The 22252-nt window shown below is 70.1% G+C and carries 23 protein-coding genes; 11 read left to right on the forward strand and 12 right to left on the reverse strand.

Annotation, left to right across the window (positions count from 1 at the left end; translation table 11 throughout):
* The first annotated feature begins 18 nt into the window (after positions 1-18).
* Positions 19-1683: a sensor histidine kinase gene (locus LT972_RS00265; RefSeq protein ID WP_232571188.1), complete on the forward strand. Its 1665-nt coding sequence runs from the start codon at positions 19-21 to the stop codon at positions 1681-1683.
* Here the strand turns inward: LT972_RS00265 and hisB are convergent.
* Positions 1680-2267, reverse strand: a complete 588-nt coding sequence (gene hisB / locus LT972_RS00270; RefSeq protein WP_232571189.1) for an imidazoleglycerol-phosphate dehydratase HisB — start codon at positions 2265-2267, stop codon at positions 1680-1682. The two genes, LT972_RS00265 and hisB, sit on opposite strands and share 4 nt — an antisense overlap.
* A gap of 253 nt (positions 2268-2520) precedes the next feature.
* Positions 2521-3246 carry a 1-(5-phosphoribosyl)-5-[(5-phosphoribosylamino)methylideneamino]imidazole-4-carboxamide isomerase gene (gene hisA / locus LT972_RS00275; RefSeq protein ID WP_232571190.1) on the reverse strand — a complete coding sequence of 242 codons (726 nt, stop codon included), beginning with the start codon at positions 3244-3246 and terminating at the stop codon, positions 2521-2523.
* 150 nt (positions 3247-3396) lie between these two features.
* Here hisA and fer point away from each other — a divergent pair, with 150 nt between their 5' ends.
* From fer to LT972_RS00290, 3 genes are all read left to right on the forward strand, one after another.
* A complete protein-coding gene (fer, locus tag LT972_RS00280) occupies positions 3397-3786 on the forward strand; it encodes a ferredoxin Fer (RefSeq protein ID WP_232571191.1) in 390 nt (129 codons plus the stop codon).
* Between the two features lie 167 nt (positions 3787-3953).
* The gene (locus LT972_RS00285) at positions 3954-4892 is read left to right on the forward strand and encodes an A24 family peptidase (RefSeq protein WP_232571192.1); all 939 of its coding nucleotides are present in this window, start codon (positions 3954-3956) and stop codon (positions 4890-4892) included.
* Positions 4889-5230, forward strand: a complete 342-nt coding sequence (locus LT972_RS00290; RefSeq protein ID WP_232571193.1) for a hypothetical protein — start codon at positions 4889-4891, stop codon at positions 5228-5230. Before LT972_RS00285 ends, LT972_RS00290 begins: the two co-directional genes overlap by 4 nt.
* Here LT972_RS00290 and LT972_RS00295 read toward each other — a convergent pair whose 3' ends face one another.
* Genes LT972_RS00295 through LT972_RS00320 form a run of 6 tightly spaced genes read right to left on the reverse strand, consistent with a single transcriptional unit; the run spans position 5231 to position 11722 of the window.
* Positions 5231-6022: a Rossmann-like domain-containing protein gene (locus LT972_RS00295; protein ID WP_232571194.1), complete on the reverse strand. Its 792-nt coding sequence runs from the start codon at positions 6020-6022 to the stop codon at positions 5231-5233.
* A gap of 3 nt (positions 6023-6025) precedes the next feature.
* Positions 6026-7135, reverse strand: a complete 1110-nt coding sequence (locus tag LT972_RS00300) for an XdhC family protein (protein WP_232571195.1) — start codon at positions 7133-7135, stop codon at positions 6026-6028.
* A 3-nt stretch (positions 7136-7138) separates the two neighbouring features.
* Positions 7139-9634: an aerobic carbon-monoxide dehydrogenase large subunit gene (locus tag LT972_RS00305; RefSeq protein ID WP_232571196.1), complete on the reverse strand. Its 2496-nt coding sequence runs from the start codon at positions 9632-9634 to the stop codon at positions 7139-7141.
* On the reverse strand, positions 9627-10265 hold the full coding sequence (locus LT972_RS00310; protein ID WP_269780536.1) for a (2Fe-2S)-binding protein: 639 nt from the start codon (positions 10263-10265) through the stop codon (positions 9627-9629). Before LT972_RS00310 ends, LT972_RS00305 begins: the two co-directional genes overlap by 8 nt.
* 3 nt (positions 10266-10268) lie before the next feature.
* Positions 10269-11183: an FAD binding domain-containing protein gene (locus tag LT972_RS00315; protein ID WP_232571197.1), complete on the reverse strand. Its 915-nt coding sequence runs from the start codon at positions 11181-11183 to the stop codon at positions 10269-10271.
* On the reverse strand, positions 11180-11722 hold the full coding sequence (locus tag LT972_RS00320) for a CoxG family protein (RefSeq protein ID WP_232571198.1): 543 nt from the start codon (positions 11720-11722) through the stop codon (positions 11180-11182). The genes LT972_RS00315 and LT972_RS00320 overlap by 4 nt, the downstream gene beginning before the upstream one ends.
* Positions 11723-11983: 261 nt before the next feature.
* Here LT972_RS00320 and hisI point away from each other — a divergent pair, with 261 nt between their 5' ends.
* Both hisI and LT972_RS00330 read left to right on the forward strand, forming a co-directional pair.
* Positions 11984-12343: a phosphoribosyl-AMP cyclohydrolase gene (gene hisI / locus LT972_RS00325; RefSeq protein WP_232571199.1), complete on the forward strand. Its 360-nt coding sequence runs from the start codon at positions 11984-11986 to the stop codon at positions 12341-12343.
* A 63-nt stretch (positions 12344-12406) separates the two neighbouring features.
* Positions 12407-13528, forward strand: a complete 1122-nt coding sequence (locus tag LT972_RS00330) for a DUF7118 family protein (protein WP_232571200.1) — start codon at positions 12407-12409, stop codon at positions 13526-13528.
* Here LT972_RS00330 and glmM read toward each other — a convergent pair.
* Entirely contained in the window at positions 13525-14889 is a 1365-nt protein-coding gene (glmM, locus tag LT972_RS00335; RefSeq protein ID WP_232571201.1) for a phosphoglucosamine mutase, read from the reverse strand. The genes LT972_RS00330 and glmM overlap by 4 nt on opposite strands.
* Positions 14886-15311, reverse strand: coding sequence for a hypothetical protein (locus LT972_RS00340; RefSeq protein ID WP_232571202.1), 426 nt, complete (start codon positions 15309-15311; stop codon positions 14886-14888). Before LT972_RS00340 ends, glmM begins: the two co-directional genes overlap by 4 nt.
* Positions 15312-15391: 80 nt before the next feature.
* On the opposite strand from LT972_RS00340, the gene LT972_RS00345 reads away from it, so the two are divergent.
* On the forward strand, positions 15392-16216 hold the full coding sequence (locus LT972_RS00345; RefSeq protein WP_232571203.1) for an HVO_0234 family beta-propeller protein: 825 nt from the start codon (positions 15392-15394) through the stop codon (positions 16214-16216).
* A gap of 365 nt (positions 16217-16581) precedes the next feature.
* On the forward strand, positions 16582-17421 hold the full coding sequence (gene prs, locus LT972_RS00350) for a ribose-phosphate diphosphokinase (RefSeq protein WP_232571204.1): 840 nt from the start codon (positions 16582-16584) through the stop codon (positions 17419-17421).
* A 49-nt stretch (positions 17422-17470) separates the two neighbouring features.
* Here the strand turns inward: prs and ileS are convergent, their stop codons facing one another.
* Together ileS and LT972_RS00360 are read right to left on the reverse strand one after the other, a co-directional pair.
* On the reverse strand, positions 17471-20665 hold the full coding sequence (ileS, locus tag LT972_RS00355) for an isoleucine--tRNA ligase (protein WP_232571205.1): 3195 nt from the start codon (positions 20663-20665) through the stop codon (positions 17471-17473).
* Positions 20666-20744: 79 nt separating this feature from the next.
* A complete protein-coding gene (locus tag LT972_RS00360) occupies positions 20745-20972 on the reverse strand; it encodes a hypothetical protein (RefSeq protein ID WP_232571206.1) in 228 nt (75 codons plus the stop codon).
* A 79-nt stretch (positions 20973-21051) separates the two neighbouring features.
* Between LT972_RS00360 and LT972_RS00365 the strand changes: the two genes are divergently transcribed.
* From LT972_RS00365 to LT972_RS00375, 3 genes are read left to right on the forward strand one after another with little or no spacing between them, the layout of a single operon-like run.
* Positions 21052-21270 carry a DUF7860 family protein gene (locus tag LT972_RS00365; protein ID WP_232571207.1) on the forward strand — a complete coding sequence of 73 codons (219 nt, stop codon included), beginning with the start codon at positions 21052-21054 and terminating at the stop codon, positions 21268-21270.
* A gap of 54 nt (positions 21271-21324) precedes the next feature.
* Positions 21325-21783: a thioesterase family protein gene (locus LT972_RS00370; RefSeq protein ID WP_232571208.1), complete on the forward strand. Its 459-nt coding sequence runs from the start codon at positions 21325-21327 to the stop codon at positions 21781-21783.
* A gap of 31 nt (positions 21784-21814) precedes the next feature.
* Positions 21815-22243, forward strand: a complete 429-nt coding sequence (locus LT972_RS00375; RefSeq protein WP_232571209.1) for an HIT family protein — start codon at positions 21815-21817, stop codon at positions 22241-22243.
* The last annotated feature ends 9 nt before the right edge of the window (positions 22244-22252 follow it).

A 22252-nucleotide genomic window follows, 5' to 3' on the forward strand; every position in this document is an offset into this window, starting at 1 on the left:
CCCCTCTTCGGGATAGCATTGCTGGGTCTCATCGGCGGCGCCGTCGTCCTCGCCACGTTCACCGCGGGCGCCGGCACGCTGGCGCTCGTCTGGTATCTCGACCGGTACCGGGGGCGCGCCGGCGCGACCTGGTTCATGGCGACGCTGTCCGCGCAGTCGCTGTGGGCGTTCTCCTACGGCGTCGGCCTGCTCGTCTCCGAGCGCGCGCTCCGGGCGTACCTCGAAGCGCTCTCGCTGGTCGGTCTGGTGTGGCTCGGCCCGCTGTTCCTCGGGTTCGCCCTGGAGTACACCGGCCGCACCGACGTCGTCCAGTCGAACGCGTTCCGCGCGGTGCTCGCCGTCCCCGCGGTCGTCTCCGGTCTCGCCCTGACGCATCCGTTCCACGACCTGCTGTGGCGGAACTTCCGCGCTGCGCCCGTCTTCGACCTCTCGACGGTCCTGTACGCGATTCAGCCCGCCGGCTACCTCGCGGCCGTCGTCGACGTCGCGACGGTGTCGGTCGCCGTCCTGTTGCTCGTCGAGGCGATGCTCGCGTACGGTCCGCTCTACCGCCGGGAGGCGATAGCCGTCGCCGCGAGCACGGTGCCGCCCGCCGCCGGCCTCCTCGTCTGGCTGACGAAAACGGGGCCGTGGCCGGCGCTCAACCTCGGCGTCGCCCTCCTGCTCCCGCACGTCGCGCTCGACGCGTACGCGTTCGTCGGCACCCACATGTTCGGGACGAACCCGACCACCCAGCGCGCCGCCGAGCAGAGCGCGCTCGACGACCGCGAAGACCCCCTGTTCGTCGTGGACACGGACGGCCGCGTCGTGAAACTGAACGACCGCGCCGCCGACCTGTTCGGCGCCGACCCGGACGCGCTCCCGACGCCGTTCGCGGCGATTACCGGCACCGAGTTGGCCGCCCTCCGCGACGCCGGCGAACTCGACGTGTCGGGGCCGGGCGGCGGCGTCTACGCCGTCTCCTACACGCCACTCGAAGACTCCCGGGACGACTCGGTGGGGGGTATCGTCGCGCTCTACGACATCACCGAGGAGCGCCAGCGCGAGCAACGCCTCACCGTTCTCAATCGGGTGCTCCGGCACAACCTCCGGAACGAACTCACCGTCGCCACGGGCCACGCCCAGTCCATCGCGTCGAAGACCGACGACGACGGCATCGCGTCGCAGGCCGAGATGGTCGCGGACGCCGGCGACCGCCTGCTCTCGGTCGCCGAGAACGCCCGGGACTTCGAGCGCCTGCAGGAACGGGACGTCCAGCGGACGGCCGTCGACCCGGCGTCGCTGCTCGACCGGGTCCGCGGCGACGTGCGCGAGGACCACCCGGACGCCGAAATCGACACCGAAATCGGGGTCGAGGGGTCCGTTCGCACGGACCCGGACGTGCTCGCGCTCGCGCTCTCGAACCTCGTGGAGAACGCGATAGCGCACGCCGACGACCCCGAGCCCGCGGTGTCGATTCGCGTCTCGACGGTCGACGACGCCACCGTCTTCGAGGTGCGCGACGGCAACGAGCGCATCCCCGACATCGAGACGGCGACGCTCCACGAGGGCGACGAGACCCAACTCCAGCACGGCCAGGGGATGGGTCTCTGGGTCGTGAACTGGTGTGTCACCGCGCTCGACGGCGACGTGACCTTCGACTACGACGACGGCAACGTCGTCCGCGTCGCGCTCCCGAACTAGAGTTCGCCCTTCGTCGACGGCGTGTCAGACCGCCGCTCGTCGACGCGCGTCGCGTCGTCCAGTGCTCGCGCGCAGGCCTTGAACAGCGCCTCGATTTCGTGATGCGCGTTCTCCCCGGACACCTCGCAGTGCAGCGTCAGCCCGGCGTTCATCGCGAACGACCGCCAGAAGTGCGCGCCCATCTGACTCGTCAGGTCGCCCACGGCGGGCTGGCTGAACTCGCCGTCGAACTCGTACAGCGGCCGCCCCGACACGTCCACGACCACCGACGCCACCGCCTCGTCCAGCGGCACGCGGCGGTCCGCGAACCGCACGATGCCGCGCTTCTCGCCGAGCGCCTCCGCGAACGCCGACCCGAGCGCGATACCCACGTCCTCGACGGTGTGGTGGTCGTCGATGTCGAGGTCGCCGTCACACCGCACGGTCACGTCGAACAGGCCGTGCTTCGCGAACGACTCCAGCATGTGGTCGAAGAAGCCCACGCCCGTCTCCACGGTGCTGTCGCCGTCCCCGTCCACGTCCACGGTCACCTCGATGTCCGTCTCCGCCGTCGCCCGCGTCACGGCGGCCGTTCGGTCGGTCATTGCTTCGATGTTAGCGCGCGTCCACAAGGTCGTTGCGCTAGACTGGACGGTAGTTGACACTCGAACTGGCCTGACCTTCGAGGCCTCCTCGAAAGCCCCCTCCCGCGTGGCGGCTTCGCCGCCACGTTATAGGAGAGCGGCTCTGCCGCTCTCCCGCTCGCGGCCGTTCGCTCGCTGCGCGCGCTCGCTCCGCTCGCGTGCTTGCTTCGCGAAGCGACCGCGACCGGTCGGCCCCTTTCGGATTCCCTACCCGCTACCGAACCGCTTCCTTGGCTTCTTCGAGCGTGAAGTTGCCCTCGTAGAGCGCGGTGCCGACGACGACGCCCGCCGCGCCCGCGTCCTTCAGCGCGACCACGTCGTCGACGGTGGCGACGCCGCCGCTCGCGATGACGGGGATGTCGACGCTGTCGGCGAGGTCGCGGACCGGTTCGGTGCGAACGCCCTCCTGTTTCCCTTCGACGTCGACGTTCGTGAAGAGGATGGAGCCGGCGCCGAGGTCGGCGTAGCGCTCGGCCGCCTCGACGGGGTCGAGGCCCGTGCCCTCGGTCCATCCCTCGACGACGACTTCGCCGTCCTTCGCGTCGAGGCTCACCATCACGCTCCCGGGGTACTCGGCGCTGATTTCGCCGACCACGTCGGGGTTCTCGACGGCCGCGGTGCCGAGGATGACGCGGTCGACGCCCCGGTCGAGGAGGTCGATTGCGTCCGCTGCGGTGCGGATGCCGCCGCCCACCTGCACGTCCACGTCCGTCGCGTCGAGGATGCGCTCGACCGCGTCGGCGTTCGCGCGAGCGCCCTCGAACGCGCCGTCGAGGTCGACGAGGTGGAGGATGTCGGCGCCCGCGTCAACCCACCGGGTCGCCGCGTCCACCGGGTCGCCGTACCGTCGCTCGGTGCCGCGTTCGCCCTGCACTAGTTGGACGACCTCGCCGTCCTGCATGTCGACGGCGGGCACCACCGCAAACGAGTCGAAAGCCATGCCCCACAATCGGCGCGCCCGCCATAAAAGGCCTCGCGTGGAGAGACGCGACGAACGCCCGTCGTAGCCCGTGAGCGTGCCGGACGCCCGACAGCACGCTCCCGGCCCGAACAATAACTACTATGCCGGCGGGACGCGAACCGGCGCACGATGCCGACGGTTGAATACCTGAACTACGAAGTACTGGATGACCAGGGCTGGGACATGGACGACGACGACCTCTTCGAGAAGGCCGCCGACGCGGGCCTCGACGAGGAGGACTACGGCTCCCTCGACGTCGCCGAAGGCGAGTACATCCTCGAGGCCGCCGAGGCCCAGGGGTACGACTGGCCGTTCTCGTGTCGCGCCGGTGCGTGTGCGAACTGCGCGTCCATCGTCAAGGAGGGCGACATCGACATGGACATGCAACAGATCCTCTCCGACGAGGAGGTCGAGGAGAAGAACGTCCGCCTGACCTGCATCGGGTCGCCGGCGGCGGACACCGTGAAAATCGTCTACAACGCCAAGCACCTCGACTACCTCCAGAACCGCGTCATCTAAGCGGCGACGTGGCCGCGCGGCGGCCACCGTCGACGCGGACGCACCGCTTTTCGGTTCGCGCCGCACGCGGACAGCGCGCGAACTCCCTCCGATTTCTCTCTACGTCGCGCGCCACCGAGACGTCCAAGGGTAACACCTAAGCGACCGGCGTCCACGTGTTCCGGGTAGTGTACGCCTCGATACCAGACCTCCTGCGGTTGGTCGCCGTGCCGGCGCTCGGGTGGGCGGCGGTCCGCGACTGGCGCACGCGTCGCGTGCCGAACGACCTCTGGTCGCCACTCGCCTTCCTCGGCATCGGTCTGCTGTTCTGGGACGGCTTGATGGCACTCGGGGTACCGGGCGGCTTCCAGCCGTTCGCGGTGCGCGCGGCGTTCAGCGTGCTGTTCATCGTCCCGCTCGCGTACGGCTTCTGGTACATCGGCGGATTCGGCGGCGCGGACGCTCGCGCGTTCATGGTGCTGGCGGTGTTGTTCCCGACGTACCCCGCGTATCAGGTCGCGGGCTACGCGCTGCCGGCGGTGGAGACTCATCTGGGCGTGTTCTCGCTGACGATTCTGACGAACGCCGTGCTCGTGGGGTTGGCGTACCCGCTCGTGCTCGGCGTGCGGAACGCGCTCGACGGCGAGTTCTCCGTGGTGATGTTCGTCGGGCGCCGCGTCCCCGTCGAGGCCCTCGCGACGATGCACGGCAGCCTGCTGGAGACCGGGTCGGGGTTCACGCGGGACGGCCTCGATTTGGACGCGCTCCGGATGTACCTGCGGTGGCGGGACGTGTCGCTCGCGGACCTCCGGGTCGACCCGGAACTCCGCGACCCGGCGACGCTCCCCGAGGAGCCCGGTGACCCGACGGACGGCGCGGTCGTCACCGACGGGAGCGGCGACCCGTGGGGCGCGGCGGCGTTCCTCGACGACATCGACAGTTCGGCGTACGGCACGACGCCCGCGGAACTCCGCGAGGGCCTCGACGTCGTCGTGGACAGCGAGGACGTGTGGGTGACGCCGGGCGTGCCGTTTATCCTCCCGCTGTTCGTCGCGCTGCTGGTCGCGCTCACGGGCGGCGACATCCTGTTTTACCTGCTGTCGACGTTCGGCGTGGTGCCGGCGTGAACCGGCGCGTCGCGGTCGTCTTCGCGGTCCTCGTCGGCGCGGCGTTCGCGGCGGCGACGTACGTCGGCCTGTGGCGAAGTTACGAACTCGCGTTCGGCGTGTTCGTCGCGTACTCCTTCGGCGCGTGGGCGTTCGCGGACGTCTACGACGACTGGCCCGAGGACGAGCACAACTGGGTGCAGGCGGCGTTCCCGGCGTTCGCCACCCTGCCCGCGCTAATCGGCCTCCCGGCGACGATTCCGGTCGCCCGGCGCGCCGCCCTCGGCGTACTCGTGTTCGGCGCGGCGTACGGCGGCATCTTCCTCGGGATGGCGTGGACGCTGCGCGCGACCCGCTGACTACGCGTCGAACGCGAGGCCGGGCGCTCCCTCGGGGCCGACGACGTACACTTTCTGGACGCCGTTGTCGTGGAGGTCGGTGCCGCAGTCGCCCGCCAGCACGCGCTCGCGCACTCGCTCCGGGTCGACCACGCGAGCGCCCGCGACGACGCTCACGCCGCGCTCGAAGGCGGGTTCGGGCCAGTGCGACGCCGTCGCGCCGACGAGCACGACGGTCGACACGCCCGCGGTTTCGAGCGCGCCGAGGTAGTCGTCGAAACCGCCGTAGACGAGCGCCGACCCGGTGAGAAAGCAGACGTCGGCGTCCGCGAACGCCGCCGCGCAGTCTCCGGGCGCGTGGGTCGTGACGGTCGCGCCAGAGGGCGCTTCGACCGACTCGGGCGGGTCGCGCTCCACGACGCGCACCGTCGCCGCCCCGAACTTCCGGAGCGCGGGCCGGAACAGGCCGACCGTTGCCACCACGTCCACGTCCGCCGAGAGCGACGCCATCGGGTCGCCCTCGCGCCACGCCATCTCCGGCGCGGACAGCGCGTTCAGCGCGGCGACGCCGACGGCGCGCGAAAGCGGGTCGGTCGCGTCGGCGGCGAGCGCCGCCAGTTCACTCGGCTCGGTCGGCCACGCTCGCATCTCGCCCTCGGGTCGGTGCGCCAGTCCCGCCAGCCGACCCGACTCGGGGTGTGTGAGTTCCGCGAGGAGCGCGCGCTCGCCGACCGTCACGCGGGCGTCGGTCGCCTCGCTCGCCCGCTCGGCGAGGTGGTCCGCGACTCGAGCGAGGTAGTCGCCGGCGGGCACGCGCTACCCACCCTCGACGACGCCGTCGAGGTAGCGCTCGGGGTCGTCGGCGAACGCGTCGGCACACCCCTGCCCGCAGAAGTGGTACGTCTCGCCGCCGTGGTCGGCGGTCGCCGCGGCGTCCGCCACGTCGACGGTCATCCCGCAGACCGGGTCGACGGCCGTCTCCTCGTCGGCCTGCGCCGCGTCGTCGCGCTCCTCGTCGTCCGAGAGGTCGTCGACGACTTCCACGTCGATGGCGTCGGTCGCCGTCCGGTCGCTCGCACCGCGTCGAACGGCCACGAGTTCGGCGAGCACGCTCACGGCGATTTCGGCGGGCGTCTCCGCGCCGATGTCGAGGCCGGCGGGCGTCGTCACGGCGTCGACCACGGATTCGGCGTCGGTGCCGAGGCGGTCGGCGACCTCCTCGGCGACCGCGTCCCGGCGCTTCCTGCTGGACACCAGTCCGACGTAGGGCGCGCCGGCGGCGAGCGCGGCGGCGACGCCCTCGGTGTCGTACTCGCCGGTCGAAGCGACGACCACGGCGGCCGCGCCAGCGACGGCGTCCGCGAGGGCGGGGTCGTCGACGGCGACCACGTCGTCCGCGCCCGCGAACTCGCCGTCGGCGTCGGCGGCGACGACGGTCACGTCGAAACTCGTCTCGCTGGCGAGGCGCGCGAGCGCCAGTGCAATCGGGGATTCGCCCACCACGACGAGACGCGGCGTCGGTACGACGGGCTCGACGAACAGTTCGAGCGTGCCGCCGCTGTGGCACGTCATCGGGTACGCCGTCAGGCCCTCGCGCTCCACGTCGGCGGGGTCGGGCGCGAGGCCGACGAGGCGCGGCTCGCCGGACTCGATGGCGGAAAGAGCCTCCTTCACGGCGACGGACTGCGCGCACGCCGCGCCACCCACCCACCCGACGAGGTCGCCGTCCGGCGTGACGACGGCGCGGTCGCCGACGTTCGCGGGGACCGGCGGCTCCCGGCGCACCACGGTCACGAGCGCGAACGGGTCGCCCGCCGCTCGCAGGTCCGCCGCGAGGTCGTCCACGCGCTCGACGGACGCGGCGGCAGCGCGCTCCGCCGCCGCGTCGTTTTGCGTTTCTCCGCCGCCGGAGGTGTCCTCGGTCATCGGTCAGTCGTCGTCCGCGGCCGCCTCGTCGTCGGCGCCCGCATCGAAGTCGAAGCGCTCCGACGGTTCCTTCGAGAGGCCGGCGTCGTCCAGCACCTCCCAGACGCGGTCGGCGGTCATCGGCATGTCCACGTGCCGGACGCCTGCGTGGGCCATCGCGTCCACGACGGCGTTCACGATGGCGGGCGGCGACCCGACCGTCGGGGACTCGCCGACGCCCTTCGCGCCGATGGGGTGGTGCGGGGACGGCGTGACGGTGTAGTCCGTCTCCATCTCCGGAATCTCCATCGCCGTCGGCAGGAGGTAGTTCATGAAGTCGCCGGCGGTGACGTTGCCGTCGTCGTCGTAGGTGACGTGTTCGAGCATCGCCGTGCCGATGCCCTGCGCGACGCCGCCGTGGACCTGCCCCTCGATAATCATCGGGTTGATGCGGTTCCCGCAGTCGTCGAGCGCGTAGAACTGCCGGATGTCCACCTCGCCGGTCTCCCGGTCGACCTCCACGACGCAGACGTACGCGCCGAACGGGTACGTCATGTTCGGCGGGTCGTAGTAGTCCACGGCCTCCAGGCCGGGCTCCTCGTCTGCTGGCGAGTTCATGTAGGAGGCGGCCGCCACCTCCTCGATGGTGACGGTGCGCTCTGGCGCGCCCTCGATGCTGAACGCGCCGCTCTCCCGGCTCCACACCACGTCCTCCTCGTCGGCTTCGAGTTCGTTCGCGGCGACGCTCTTTGCCTTCTCGCGGACCTTCCGTGCCGCGACCGCGGTCGCCGCGCCGCCGACCGGCGTGCTCCGGGACGCGTACGTCCCGAGGCCGTAGGGCTCGGTGTCCGTGTCGCCGTGTTCGACCTCGACGCTGTCCACGTCGAGCCCGAGTTCCTCCGCGACGATTTGCGCGAACGTCGTCTCGTGGCCCTGCCCTTGGGTCTGCACGCCGATGCGGACCGTGGCCGTGCCGGTCGGGTGGACGCGAATCTCACAGGAGTCGAACATCTCGACGCCCGCGATGTCGCACTGCTTGCCCGGGCCGGCACCCACGATTTCCGTGAACGTCGACAGCCCGATGCCCAGCAGTGTGTCGTCGTCGTTCTCGATGCGCTCGGCCTGCTCCTCCCGGAGACCGTCGTAGTCCACCGATTCGAGGGCCTTGTCGAGCGCGCGCTCGTAGTTCCCGGAGTCGTACTCCCAGCCGGTCGCGCTCTCGTACGGGAACGCGTCCTCGGGGATGAAGTTCTGCCGCCGAATCTCGGCGGGGTCGGCGTCGAGTTCCTGCGCGAGCGCCTTCACCAGTCGCTCCACGAGGTAGACGGCCTCGGTCACGCGGAACGAACACCGGTACGCGATGCCGCCCGGCGCGGTGTTCGTGTAGTACGCGTCCAGACTCGCGTGGGCCGCCGGCACGTCGTACGATCCGGTGAAGATTTTGAAGAACCCCGCCGGGAACTTCGAGGGCTGTGCCGCCGCGTTGTACGCGCCGTGGTTCGCCAGCACCTCGGTGTCGATGCCCAGAATCTCGCCGTCCTCGGTCGCCGCGATGCGACCCGTCATGTCGTAGTCGCGCGCGAACGACGTCGTCTGCACGTTCTCGGAGCGCTCCTCGACCCACTTCACGGGCTGTTCGAGGACGTACGACGCTGCCGCCGCGACGACGTACCCCGGATAGATTGGGACCTTGTTCCCGAACCCGCCGCCCACGTCCGGCGACACGATGCGGACCTTGTGCTCGGGGATGCCCGACACCATCGAGAACAGTGTCCGGTGGGCGTGGGGCGCCTGCGAGGTCATGTGGACGGTCATCTGCTCGTCGTCCTCGTCCCAGTCGGCGACACACCCGCAGGTCTCGATGGGCGCGGGGTGGAGCCGCTGGTAGTACATGTCCTGCTCGACGGTCACGTCGGCGTCCGCGAACGCCTGCTCGGTCGCTTCCTCGTCGCCGGCCTCCCACGTGAAGATGTGGTTCGTGTCCTCCTCCAAGTCCTCGCGCACGATGGGGGCGTCCTCGGCCTTCGCGTCCGCGGCGTCCACCACGGCGTCGAGCGTGTCGTACTCGACTTCCACGCGCTCGGCGCCGTCCTTCGCGGCGTACCGGTCGGTCGCGATGACGGCAGCGACCTCTTGGGACTGGAATTTCACCTTCTCCCGGACGAGCACCTCTTGGGTGTCGTCCATCAGCGTCGGCATCGTCGCGAGGTCGTGGGCCGCCAGGTCCTCGGCGGTGATGACCGCGACCACGTCGTCCATCGATTCGGCCCGCGAGCCGTCGATGTCCACCACGCGAGCGTGCCCGTGCGGACTCCGCACGATTTCGCAGTGGAGCATCCCGTCTTTCTTGATGTCGTCGACGTACGTCCCCTCGCCCGTCACGAATCGGCGGTCTTCCTTCCGGCGCACGTCCTCGCCCATCCCGCCGCGGTCGTGTCCACACGTCTTCTCGGGTTCCGGGCCGCCGTCCTCGTCGAACCGGAACCGCTCGTCGGGCTTCTGACTGCGGTCGCTACTCATCGCCGTCACCCCGCGGGTACTCCCGCGTCAAATCGAGTGGCCTGCCCCCATCCGTCCGCCCACCGTCCGGCTCCCCGCCGTCGGCGGTCGCTTCCACGCCCGAACTCGGGTTCTCGACCGGGGACTCCGGCGGTTCCCGGCCAGCCAGCACGTCGGCGGCGTACTCGATGGACTTCACGATGTTCTGGTAGCCCGTGCAGCGACAGAGGTTCCCGCTGATGTTCTGGCGGATTTCGGTCTCGCTCGGGTCGTCGTGTTCCTCCAGCAGGGCCTTCCCAGCGAGCATCATGCCGGGCGTGCAGAAGCCACACTGGAGGCCGTGCATCTCGTGGAACCCCTCCTGGACCGGGTGGAGGTCGCTCTCCCCCATGCCGGCCTCCGGGAGGTCCTCCATCCCCTCGACGGTCGTAATCTCGCTTCCGTCGGCCTGCGGCGCGAACTGGAGACACGACTTCACCGCCTCGCCGTCCTTGTAGACGGTACAAGCGCCGCAGTTCCCGGTGTCACAGCCGATGTGCGTGCCGGTCAAGTCGAGGTCCTCGCGGATGGCGTGGACGAGCAGTTTCCGGGGCTCTACCCGTAGTTCGCGCTCGGTGCCGTTGACGGTGAATGTAATCTCTTTCTCGGTCATCGGTCAGTCGTCCCCTACGGCGGTCTGGTCGCTTCCGACGGCGCCCGCCGGGTCGTCGGTGCGGGCGCGCCGCACCGCGTCGGCGAGCGCTCGCTGCGCGAGCACCCGCACCATGTTCTCCTTGTACTCGGCGCTCCCGTGCTCGTCGGACTCCGGGTTCGAGTGGTCGGCGGCGAGTTCGCCGGCGCGCTCGAACAGGTCCCCGGACGGCACTTCGCCTTCGAGGTGGTCGGCGGCGTCCGGCACCGAGACGTTCGTGATGTCCACGGCGGTCAACGCGAGCGAGGCGTCCGCGATTTCGTCGCCGTCCAGTCGGACGCGGGCGGCGACGCCGACCATCGCGTAGTCCCCGACCTTGCGCTTGAGTTTGTGGTACGCGCTCCCCTCGTCGTCGCCCGACGCGGGGACGCGGAGCGCGGTGATGATTTCGGCGTCGTCGAGGCTGTTGTCGTACGGCAGCAGGAAGAACTCCTCTGCGGGAATCGTGCGCTCCCCGTCCGGACCGTGCGCGACGACTTCGCCGTCGTGGGCGAGCAGCACCGACCCCCAGTCGCCCTTCGGGTCCGACTGCGCAATCGAACCCGCGACCGTGCCGCGGTTCCGAATCTGAGGGTCCGCGACGAGCGGCGCGCAGTCCGCGAAACTCCCGTAGTTCTCGGCGACGGCCGCCGAGCGCTCCACGTCGGCGTGGCGCGCGAGCGCTCCGAGTTCGAGGTGGTCGTCGGTCTCTCGGAGGTAGTCGAGGTCGTCGATGGCGTTGATGTCGACGACCGTCTCCGGGACGGCGAGGCGGAACCGCATCATCGGGACGAGGCTCTGCCCGCCGGCGAGCACGAGCGGTTCGTCCAGACTCTCCAGGAGGCTCACCGCCTCCTCGACGCTCGACGGCTCGTGGTGTTCGAACGGCGCGGCCTTCATGACCCCAGCATCCTCCGGAGTCGGTCGGTGACGCCGCCCTCGTCGCTGGCCTCGACTTCGGTCATCTGGTCCTCGATGTTCCCGAAGAAGTTGTTCACGATGCGCTCGGCGACGGGGTTGATGACGCGCCCGCCGAGTTGCGCGATGCGGCCCGCCACGTCGGCCTCCGCGCCCCACTCGATGCGGGAGCCCTCGTCGGTCTCGTCGATGTCCATCCAGGACTCCATCTCGAACGTGGAGTCGCTGGCGTTCCCGCGCCCGCTCGCGACCATTCGGTGTTCCTGCTCGTCGCGTTCCTCGATGGTGATTCGGGACTCGAATTTCGGTTTGACGCTGCCGACGCCGATTTGCAGCAAGGCGGCGTACGTCTGTCCCTCCTCGAAGGTGCGCGCTGCGACCACCTCCGGGTCGGCTTCGGGGAGCGTCTCCAGGCCCTCCTCGGGTTCGTAGGCGTCGAAGTCGAAGTCGTCTCCCTCGATGGGGGTGATGTACTTACAGCCCGTCAGCGCGTTCCGTACCGCCACGGGGTCTGATAACATTACCCACGCATCGCCCGGTGCAACGCCCTCCAGTTCGAATGAACCACTGAAATCCATGTTGAGTACCTCCGCCCGAACGGAGTCTGTCGCCACTAGTCACGTCGGCAGCGACGACCATAAACCTAGGTAAACAATAATGAAGGATACGATGTGTGGCGGCTACGGCCCGCGAACCGGCGTCTCGGACGGGACCGGACCGTCGGCGCCCGCGCGTCGTCTCCCGGACGCAACCCCTAACCGCCGGCGCGCCCACGCTCGAATATGGACGTCGACCTCGACTTCGGCGACGACGGCCTCGTCCCCGTCGTCGCGCAGGACGCCGACTCCGGCGACGTGTTGATGCTCGCGTACGCCGACCGCGAAGCCGTCGAACGCACCCGCGAGACGGGGCGCGCGCACTACTACTCGCGCTCCCGCGACGAACTCTGGGAGAAGGGCGCGACCAGCGGCCACACCCAGGAAATCGAGGAAGTCCGCGTCGACTGCGACGCCGACGCCCTCCTCTACGTCGTCGACCAGACGGGCGGCGCGTGCCACACCGGCTACGAGTCCTGCTTCCACCGCACCCTCGACGGCGACGTGGTCGGCGAGAAAGTGTTCGACCCCGACGAGACGTACTGACTGCGCGGCCGTCACTCCCGGGGTGACAGAAAGCCTATCAGCGCGACCGCCGTCGTTCCAGTCATGCCCGACGCGCAGGCCGCCCCCGACGGCCTCGTCGCCGACCTCGAACGCGCCAGCGACGCCGTCGCCGACGCCGAAGCGAGCGTCGAGGACGTGGGGGAGGCCCGACTCCGCGCCCTCGACGCCGCGCTCGACGACCTCGACCGACTGTTCGCGCAGTACGAGGACGACGCCACCGGCACCGGCGACTTCCAGTCGTACATCTCGTTCCAGGACGACCTCGTGGCGCTCGTCGAGGAGTTCGACGACGACCTCCCGGAGCGCGACGCCTTCGAGTCCCTGCTCGAGTTGTTCAAGAAGAAGCGCCTCTCCGAGTCGGACTTCGCGGAGGCGCGCTCGCGGCTCTCGGACGCCCGCGACCTCGCGGGTCGCCTCGGCACGCTCGAAGCCGCGCGCTCCGAGTACGGCGAGGTTCGCAAGCGCGTCCAGGCCCGCGCCGACGAGTACGCCGCCGAGGTCGAGGACCTCGAACGCCTCGAACGCCTCGGGAACGCCGACCTCGACGCGCCAACGGAAGAACTCCGCGAGCCCGTCCAGCGCTACGACGACGCGGTGCGCTCGGCGTTCGCCGACTTCCGCGAGAACGAGCCCGCCCGCGACGTACTCGCGTTCGTGGAGACGACCGAATCCTACCCGCTGGTCGGCTTCGACCCCGTTCCCGACGACCTCGCCGACTTCGTCGCGGACAACCCCGCGGGCGACGAGCCGATTCCCGAGTTGCTGGAGTACGCCGACTACTCGCCGTCGAAACTCGACCACTTCGTCGCCGAACCCCGGACGCTCAAGCGCGTCGTCGGCGGGAACCGCACGTACCTCGACCGCCTCGACGCCGCGCCGCTGACTGTCGGGTGGCCGCCCGAGCGCGCCGACGAACTCCGGTACCGGCTCGACGAACTCGTCTCCGTCGTCGACCGGTTCGCCGGCGACGACGTCCTCGAAGCGCTCCACGCGGTCCGGCGGCGCGTGCGCGCCGACGACTACGAGCGCCTGCGCACCGCCGCAGCTGCGGAACACGAACTCACGGACGAGGAACGACGCCGCATCGAGGACGGTATCCAGTCCGAGTTGGCCGCCGCCCGCGACGCGGAAGCCGAACTGCGGGACGCGCTGGAGACGTACTAGACGTCGGCCTTCGCGGCGCGGAGTGCGGCCGCGAACGACTCCGCGAGCTCGGACGCGCGGTCCTCGTCGGCCGCCTCGGCGTAGATGCGGACGACCGGCTCGGTGCCCGAGGGTCGCGCGAGCACCCACGCGTCGCCGTAGTCGAGGCGGTAGCCGTCGATGGTGGTGCGGTCCACGTCGGCGTCGAGCGCGCGCTGCTCGGCGGCGCCCAAGAGGGCTTCGCGCTGGGCGTCGTCGTCGTAACTGACGTTGATGCGGACGTTGTGGTAGTCGTCGTACGGCGCGACGACCTCGCTCGCTGGCCGGTCGGCGAGCAGTTCGAGGAAGCGCGCGCCGGTGTACGCGCCGTCCCGCGTCAGCCGGTAGTTCGGGAAGATGATGCCGCCGTTGCCCTCGCCCGCGACCGGAACTGACTCGCCTTCGGCGGTGAGTTCTCGGATTCGAGTCATGATTTGGGTGGAGCCGATGGGCGTGAGTTCGAGCGTCGCGCCGGTGCGGTCGCAGACGTCCACGAGGCGCTGGCTGACGTTCACCGCGGAGACGGTGGTGTCGCCCTCCGAGAGTTCGGCCTCCGCGAGCGCGGCGAGCGTCGCGTCGCCCTCCACGTACTCGCCGGTCTCGTCGAAGAAGATGGCGCGGTCCGCGTCGCCGTCGTGGGCGATGCCGACGTCGGCGTCGGCGGCGCGTACGAGGCCGCCGAGGTCTTCGAGGTTCTCGCGCACGGGTTCGGGGTCCCGTCCCGGGAAGTGGCCGTCGGGCTGGCTGTTCACGGTGACTACGTCACAGCCCAGCTCGCGGTAGAACTCGGGGCTGGTGAGCGCGCCCGCGCCGTGTCCGGGGTCGAGTGCGACCGTCAGGTCGGCGTCCGCGATGGCCTCCCGGTCCACCGATTCGAGGAGCTGCTCGACGTAGTGGCGGCGCGCCGACGGGACGTCGCTGTCCGCGCCCACCTCGTCCCACGCCGCGTCGTCGAACTGCTCGGTGGAGAACTTCCGCTCGATGCGCTCGAGGTCGGCGACGGACAGTTCCACGCCGTCCGCGCCGACCAGTTTCACGCCGTTGTACTCCCCGGGGTTGTGGCTCGCGGTCACCATCACCGCGGGCACCTCTTCGCGTTCAGCGTACGCTTGGGTCCCCGGCGTTGGCACCACGCCGAGGCGGTCCACGTCCGCGCCGACGCTCTGGAGGCCGCCGACCGCGGCGTTCTCCAGCATCCGGCCCGTCGTCCGCGTGTCGCGCGCGACGGCGACGCGGTCGGCGCGCCACACCGACCCCGCGGCCTTCGCGACGCGCTGGACGAACCCCGGCGTCAACTCCTCGTTTGCCACCCCCCGCGTGCCACTCGACCCGAACACCTTCATACCGAATCCGACGGCTGTCGCCCTCTAATCGCTTCCGAACTGGTCGAGGCCGGTTCGACGAGCCGCTCGCCGTTTTCCTCGACGCGAACCGCGTACGTCTCCTCGCCGAAGTGATAGAGGCCGCCGGGGTTGTCGCAGTGAGCGCGCAGGTCCGCGGCGAGCGAGTCGCCGACGTCCCGCGCCGTGCCGGTCGTCACCCACTCGCCGCGGGGCGCCGTCGACGCCGAATCGAGGACGCGTTCGAGCACCGGGTGGTCGGCGACGAAGTCGGCTTCGAGCGCGCAGTGGCGAGTCTCGCCGTCGGCGCGGTCCTCGGGCGCGCGCATCACGCGAACGCGGACCGGGTCGCTCCCGAGGACGCGAGCACACCCGCTTCCCGCCGCCAGCGCGGCGACCGACGCGAGTACCCTCCGTCGTCGCATTGGGGTGTGGTACGAACCCCATCCCAAAGGGTTTTCGAGAAATCGCAACACTTTGGCCGTCACGCGCGGCGGATTCACGTATGCCCGAGATTCGAGAGAAACGCGTCTACGTCGACCGCGCGGCGACCGTCGAGGCGTACGTCGCCGCCGAACTGGGCGTCGCGGTGGCGCGCGTCTCCGGCGACAAAATCGGGGAGTTCAGCCTCGTCGAGCGCTGTACCGCCCGCGACGTGGCGGCGACCGCGCTCGGCGTCGCGGCGGCGACCGACGACGATGTCCTGCTCGGCGACGGCGAGGATTTCGCCGAAACCGGCTTCGGGCCGGCGGTCGCGGTGGCGGGCGTCGGCGACGGCGTGCTCGCGGCGGGCGCGGACGGCACCGTCGCGCGCTACGACGGCGACGACTGGACGACCGTCGGGAGCGTCGACGCCGACGTGCGCGCACTGGACGCGGACCTCGTCGCGGCGAGCGACGGCGTTCACCGCGTCACCGACGACGGTCTCGCGCCCGCCGGACTCGACGACGCGCGGGACGTGGCGGCCGCGGGCGTCCCGCACGCCGCGACCGCGTCGGGCCTGTACGCGCTCGGAAACGGCTGGATGGACGCGCTCGACGGCGACTTCCGCGTCGTCGCCAGCGACCCCGTGAGCGCGAGTCCGGGCGAACTCGGGCGCGCCCACGCCGCCACCCCGGAGGCCCTCTACGCCCACGACGACGGCGACTGGACGACCGTCTCTCTCCCCGTCGAAGAAGTGGTCGCCGACGTCGCCTACGCCACCGACGCACCCGTCGTGCTGACCGAGGACGGCACGCTCGCCGTCGACGCGGGCGACGGCTTCCGCCACCGCAACCTCGGCCTCCACGACGCGCGCGCAGTCGCCGTCGTCGCCGACGACGGCGAGTAAGCCCTCGGCGTTTCACGTTCTCACAGCCGACCGACCACCTGACAACGGGCGGCCGACTGACTTCCCGGTGCCGGGTGGACTGAGCGGTCGCGGCGCGACCGCGGGGGTCGGAAGACGAGCGAAGCGAGTCTTCCGGGACTTCGAAAGGGGACGACCGGTCGCGTCGCGGTGCGCGACCCCTATCGCGAACGCAGTGAGCGATATGTCGCGCAGCCGGCGCGAGCGGGAGGGGGCTTTCGACGAAGTGTTGATGCAGGTCGCCGTGGCGAACTCCGAGGAGAAAACGACGGAAACTGCCGTGGGACCCTCTCCCACCCGAAACAGCGAGGGAAACGCGTAAGCCGTCGGCTCGACTCGACTCGCGTATGATACTCAGCGGGTCCGCGACGCAGTCGCTGGCGGCGTCGCTCGCCGCCGACCTCGGGGTCGACCTCGGGCGGGTCGACTACGAGTCGTTCCCGGACGGCGAACAGATGGTGACCGTACCCGAGGTGGCGGGCCGGGCGGTCGTGGTGGCGTCGACCGTCTCCAGCGACGCGCACGTGGAACTGCTCCAGTTGCAGGACGCGGCGCGCGAGGCTGGCGCGAGCGAGGTCGTGACCGTGCTGCCGTACATGGGGTACGCGCGACAGGACGAGGCGTTCGAGACGGGGCAGCCGGTGTCGGCGCGGGCGGTGGCGCGCGCCGTCTCGACGGGCGCCGACCGCGTGGTCACCGTCAACCCCCACGAGGACGCCGTGCTGGACTTCTTCGACGTGCCGGCGGTGGGCGTGGACGCGGCGCCGCGGCTCGCGGACCCGCTCCCCGACGGGCTCGCCGACCCGGTGTTTCTCGCGCCGGACGACGGCGCAATCGGCATCGCCGAGTCGGTGCGGGACGCCTACGGCGAGGGCGACACCGACCACTTCGAGAAAGTCAGACACTCCGGGAGCGACGTGACCGTCACCCCGAGCGACATCGACGTGTCTGGCCGCGACGTGGTCGTCACCGACGACATCATCGCGACTGGCTCCACGATGAGCGAGGCCATCGCGGCGCTCGACGACCCGGCGCGCGTGTTCGTCACCTGCGTCCACCCCCTGCTCGCGGGGAACGCCCGTCTCAAACTCGCGAACGCCGGCGCGGAAGCGGTCTACGGCACGGACACGCTCGAACGCGTCGTCTCCGAGGTGTCCGCGGCGCCCGCCATCGCCGAGGAACTCTGACTCGCGGCGTTCTCGTCGCCGACGAAAAAGGAGGCCGACTCGACTCCGCCTACAGTTCTTCGACTTCGAGCGCTATCTTCGTGCCGTCGACGTCCCACTCCTCGCGGTAGCCGTCCTCGACTTCCGCGAGTTCGCGGGCGCGGGTCTCCTCCTTGACGAGGTCCTCGTGGCGCGCGACGAGTTCGCCGACGCGCTCGTCGAACACGAGCACGTCGAGGCGAATCTCGGCGTCCATCTCGAGGTCCATGTCCTTGCGCATCTCCTGGACGCGCCGGATGACCTCGCGGGCGTAGCCCTCGCTCTCCACGTCCTCGTTCAGTTCGGTGTCGACGTAGACGGTGCCACCTGTGAAGTCGGCGCCTGCGACGTGCTCGGGCGTGGACTCGACGAACTCCACCATCTCCTCGGTGAGTTCCACGTCCATCCCGAGGGCTTCGCTCACTTGGTCGGCGAGCGCGTCGAGGTCCTTCGACGTGACTTCGGCGTCGTTCAGCGCGTTCATCACGCGCCCCGCGTCGTCGCCGAACGCCGGGCCGAGCTCGCTCATGTCGGCGCGCGCGCTGTACGCGAGTTCGCCCCACGACTCGCCCGGCTGAACGACTTCGACAGACCGGGCGTTCAGGCGGTCGGCGAGCAGGTCGCCGTGCGCGTCGAGCGCGTCCACGACGGCCTCGTCGTCGGCGTCCACGACGATGCGCGTGACGGGCCAGCGGAGTTTCCGGCCGGCCTGCTGGCGGGCGTGACTCCCCGCCTCCTCGACGCGCCGGAGCACGCCGACGGCGTCCTCCAGTTCGGGGTTCCGGTACGCCTCGTCGACCTCGGGCCAGTCGCACATGTGGACCGTCTCGTAGGCCGCGTCGCCGGCGAGGTGCTGGTAGAGTTGCTCGGAGACGAACGGCGCGTACGGCGCGAGCAGCGCGGTGACCTCCAGCAGGACGCGTTGCATCGTCGCGTACGCCGCCGTCTTCGACGCCGAGTCCTCCTCTTCCCACATGCGCTCGCGGACGACCTGCACGTAGTACCGGGAGAGGTCCTCCACGACGAAGTCGAGCAGTTCGTCGAGGGCCTTGTGCTGCTCGTAGGCCTCCCAGTACTCGTTGGCGTCCGCCTTCACGCGCTGGAGCGTCGAGAGCAGCCACTCGTCGACGCGTTCGAGGTCGGCGTCCGCCACGCCGACGCCAGCGTTCTCGCCGCCGAAGGCCTCGGGGACGTTCGCGTCGAAGCCGTCTTTGGCCATGTACGGCCGGGGGAACCGGAAGACGTTCCAGAGGATGTTGAGGTCGCTTTGCATGTTCGCGACCTCCTCCTTCGAGACGCGCATGTCGTCGCCCTGCGGCGTCACCGACAGGACGAACATCCGCATCGGGTCCGCGCCGTACTCCTCGATGAGTTCGTGGGGGTCGATGCGGATGTCTCGGGACTTCGACATCGACCGGCCGTCCGGCATCAGCGCGTGTCCGTGCATCAGGACGTTCTTGTACGGCGATTCGCCGACCGCCGCGGTGCCCATCCCGAGTTGAGACCAGAACCACCCGCGGGTCTGGTCGTGGGCCTCGATGATGAGGTCGGCGGGCCACAGTTCGTCGTAGGCCTCGGTCTCGCTCGGGTAGTTCAGGGTGCCCCACGACGCCACCGAGGAGTCGATCCACACGTCGAAGACGTCCGCGACGCGCGTGTACGTCGTGCCGTCCTCGGTGATGGTGAGGTCGTCGACCGTGTCCTTGTGGAGGTCGACCGCCTCGGGGTCGACGTCCTGGTCGACGCGCTCGGCGAGTTCCTCGCGGTCGCCGACCACGACCACGTCGTCGACGTCGCCGCTCCAGTCCTCGGGCGTCCAGATGGGGATGGGGATGCCCCAGTAGCGCTGCCGGCTGACGTTCCAGTCCGGCGCGTCCTCCACGAAGTCACGGAACCGGCTCTCCTGTGCCCACTCGGGGTACCACTGGGAGTCGCCGATGTTGTCCAGCAGTTCGTCCTTGACGTCGGTGACGGTGATGAACCACTGGTCGGTGACGATTTGCACGATGCCGGTGTCACACCGCCAGCAGTGCCCGTAGCTGTGGGAGACGGTCTGCTCCGCGAGGAGCGCGCCGTGGGCTTCGAGGTCCGCGATGATGCCGTCGTTGGCGTCGCGCACGAACTCGCCCTCGTACTTCCCGCCCTCGCTGGTGTAGACGCCGTCCTCGCCGACCGGACAGAACACGGGCAGGCCGAGTTCCTCGCCGCGCTCGAAGTCCTCCTCGCCGTGCCCCGGCGCGGAGTGGACGAGGCCGGTGCGGTCGACCTCCACCCAGTCTCCGTGGTACACCTCGTGGGTGCCCTCGGCGTCCACGGGGTTCGCGGGGACTTCCTCGGCGAGCGGCGGCGTATACGACCAGCCGATTAGGTCGCTGCCGAGCAAGTCCTCCTCGACGGTGTAGTCGTCGTAGCGCCCGGCGGACAGCACGTCGTCGACGCACTCCTCCGCGAGGTAGAGGACTTCCTCTTTCCCGTCCTTCGTCGCGCGCACCTTCTGGTAGGTGGTCTCCTCGTCCACCGCGACGAACTCGTTTGCGGGGATGGTCCACGGCGTCGTCGTCCAGATGACGAGACTCCCCTCGCGGTCGTCGAGGTCGAATTTGACGTAGATGGAGGGGTCCTCGACGTCCTCGTACTCGACCTCGTTGTTCGCGATGGCCGTCTCGCAGCGCGGACACTGGCTGATGGAGCGCTTCCCGCGCTCCACGAGGTCGTTGTCGTACACCTGGCTGAACGCCCACCACGTCGACTCCATGTACTCCGGGGAGACGGTCTTGTAGGGGTCGTCCCAGTCCATCCACACGCCGAAGGACTTGAAGTCGGACTGGAGTTGCTGGAGGCTGTCCTCCGCGAACTCCCGGCAGGCGTCGAGGAAATTCTGGACGCCGTAGGCCTCGATGTCCTTCTTGTTCGCGAAGTCCATCTCCTCCTCGACTTTCGTCTCGATGGGGAGGCCGTGCATGTCGTAGCCCGGCCGGTCCGGGACGCGGTGGCCCTGCATCCGGTGGTAGCGGATGTAGGCGTCCTTCAGGCTCTTGTTCCACGCGTGGCCCATGTGGGCCGCGCCGGACGTGTACGGCGGGCCGTCCACGAAGAAGAAGGGCTCGCCGTCCGCCCGGTGCGCTTTCGTTTTCTCGTACGCGTCGACGTCGTCCCAGTACGAGAACACCCGGTCCTCGACGTCCTCGGGGTCGTACTGGTCGGGCACGTCGCCGAATCCACTCATGGAGTAGCCGTCTCGCTCGCACCTAAAAGGGTAATCGGTTGTACAGTCCTCGCACTGAGACGGGCCGGGAGTCGACCGCTTACGCGCCGAGCCGCGACCGTACCTTGTCCGTGTACAGCATCGTCCCGGCGGCGATGGCGACGATGCCCATGCCCGCGAGCCACGTCCCGAACACTAGGTCGCCGCCGCCGACGGACGCGACGCTCCGCAGTTCAGCGAGCAGGCCGCCGCCCACCAGCCCCGCGCCGAGGACGGCGTAGCCGAGTGTCACCAGCGCGTCGAACAGTTCCGGCAGTGAATCGAGCATACCCGGGGTAGCCAGTCGGCGCTTGTAGTCCTTCTGTTGCACACAGAAGATTTACGACGGCCTGCGTGCGACCCCCGCCATGGGCCGTTACGGGAACCTCGACTACCCGAAACTCGCGAAGTACGGAACGCTCGCTAGCGTCGCGCTCGTCGTTGTCGGCGCCCTCGGCACGCGCCTCGGCGCCGGCACGCTCCCCGGTTGGGAACTCACGCTCCTCCTCGACGCCGAGATTCTGGGCGTCGTCGGAATGGTGGTGTGCCCGTTCCTGTTCGGCGTGTTCATGCCGCTGACCGAGTGACGCCGCTCCCGGGCCGCCGACAGGACTAACACGCCCTCCCGCGTCCGTCCCCGCATGAGCGACGCGTTCGACGCGCTCGCCGACGCCGACGTACACGGAAGCGACGCCTTCGTCGTGGACGACGCCCACGCCACCGTCGCGTTCGGCGAGCAAACCGACCCGCCCGGCGAACCCGCCGCAGCCGACGCCAGCCCCGAGGAGGCCGTGCGCGTCCTCGGGACGCCGTACCTTCTCTCCCGGTTCGAGTTCGCGGCCCGCGAGTCCCTGCGCGGTCGCCTCCCCGAGGGGACGGGCGTCGTCGGGCGCGGCGCGTCAGTCTCCCACCTCGCGCCGGTCGCCGTCGGTGGCCGCGTCGAACTCTCCACCACGCTCGTCGGCGTCGACCGCCCCGGCCTGTCGTTCGCGTGCCGCGCCGAACGCGACGACGGTACCGCCGTCGCCACCGGCGACCTCACCTTCCGGGTGGTCGACCGCGACCGGTTCCGGGCCGAGGTCGCGCGACAACGCGAGTAACCTTTTGGTCGCCCGGTCCGTCTGCCGACCCATGTCCGAGGACTGTATCTTCTGTCGCATCGTCGACGGCGAACTCCCCGCGCGCGTCGTCTACGAGGACGACGACGTGCTCGCGTTCCTCGACGCGAACCCGCTCGCGCCCGGCCACACGCTCGTCGTCCCGAAGGACCACTACGAGACGCTCGGCGACCTGCCCGCCGACGAGGGCGAGGCCGTGTTCGCGGCGCTCCACCGGCTCACGCCCGTCGTCGAGGCCGCCGTGGGCGCCGACGGGAGCAACGTCGCGTTCAACAACGGCGAGGCCGCCGGCCAGGAGGTCCCGCACGTCCACGGCCACGTCATCCCGCGGTTCGAGGACGACGGCGGGCGCCCCGTCCACGCCGTCGCCGGCTCCCGGCCCGACCTCTCCGACGACGAACTCGACGCCATCGCCGACGACATCGCGGCCGACGCCGAGTGACTGGTCGGG

It is taken from the genome of Halobacterium litoreum (assembly GCF_021233415.1).
Lineage (GTDB): Archaea > Halobacteriota > Halobacteria > Halobacteriales > Halobacteriaceae > Halobacterium > Halobacterium litoreum.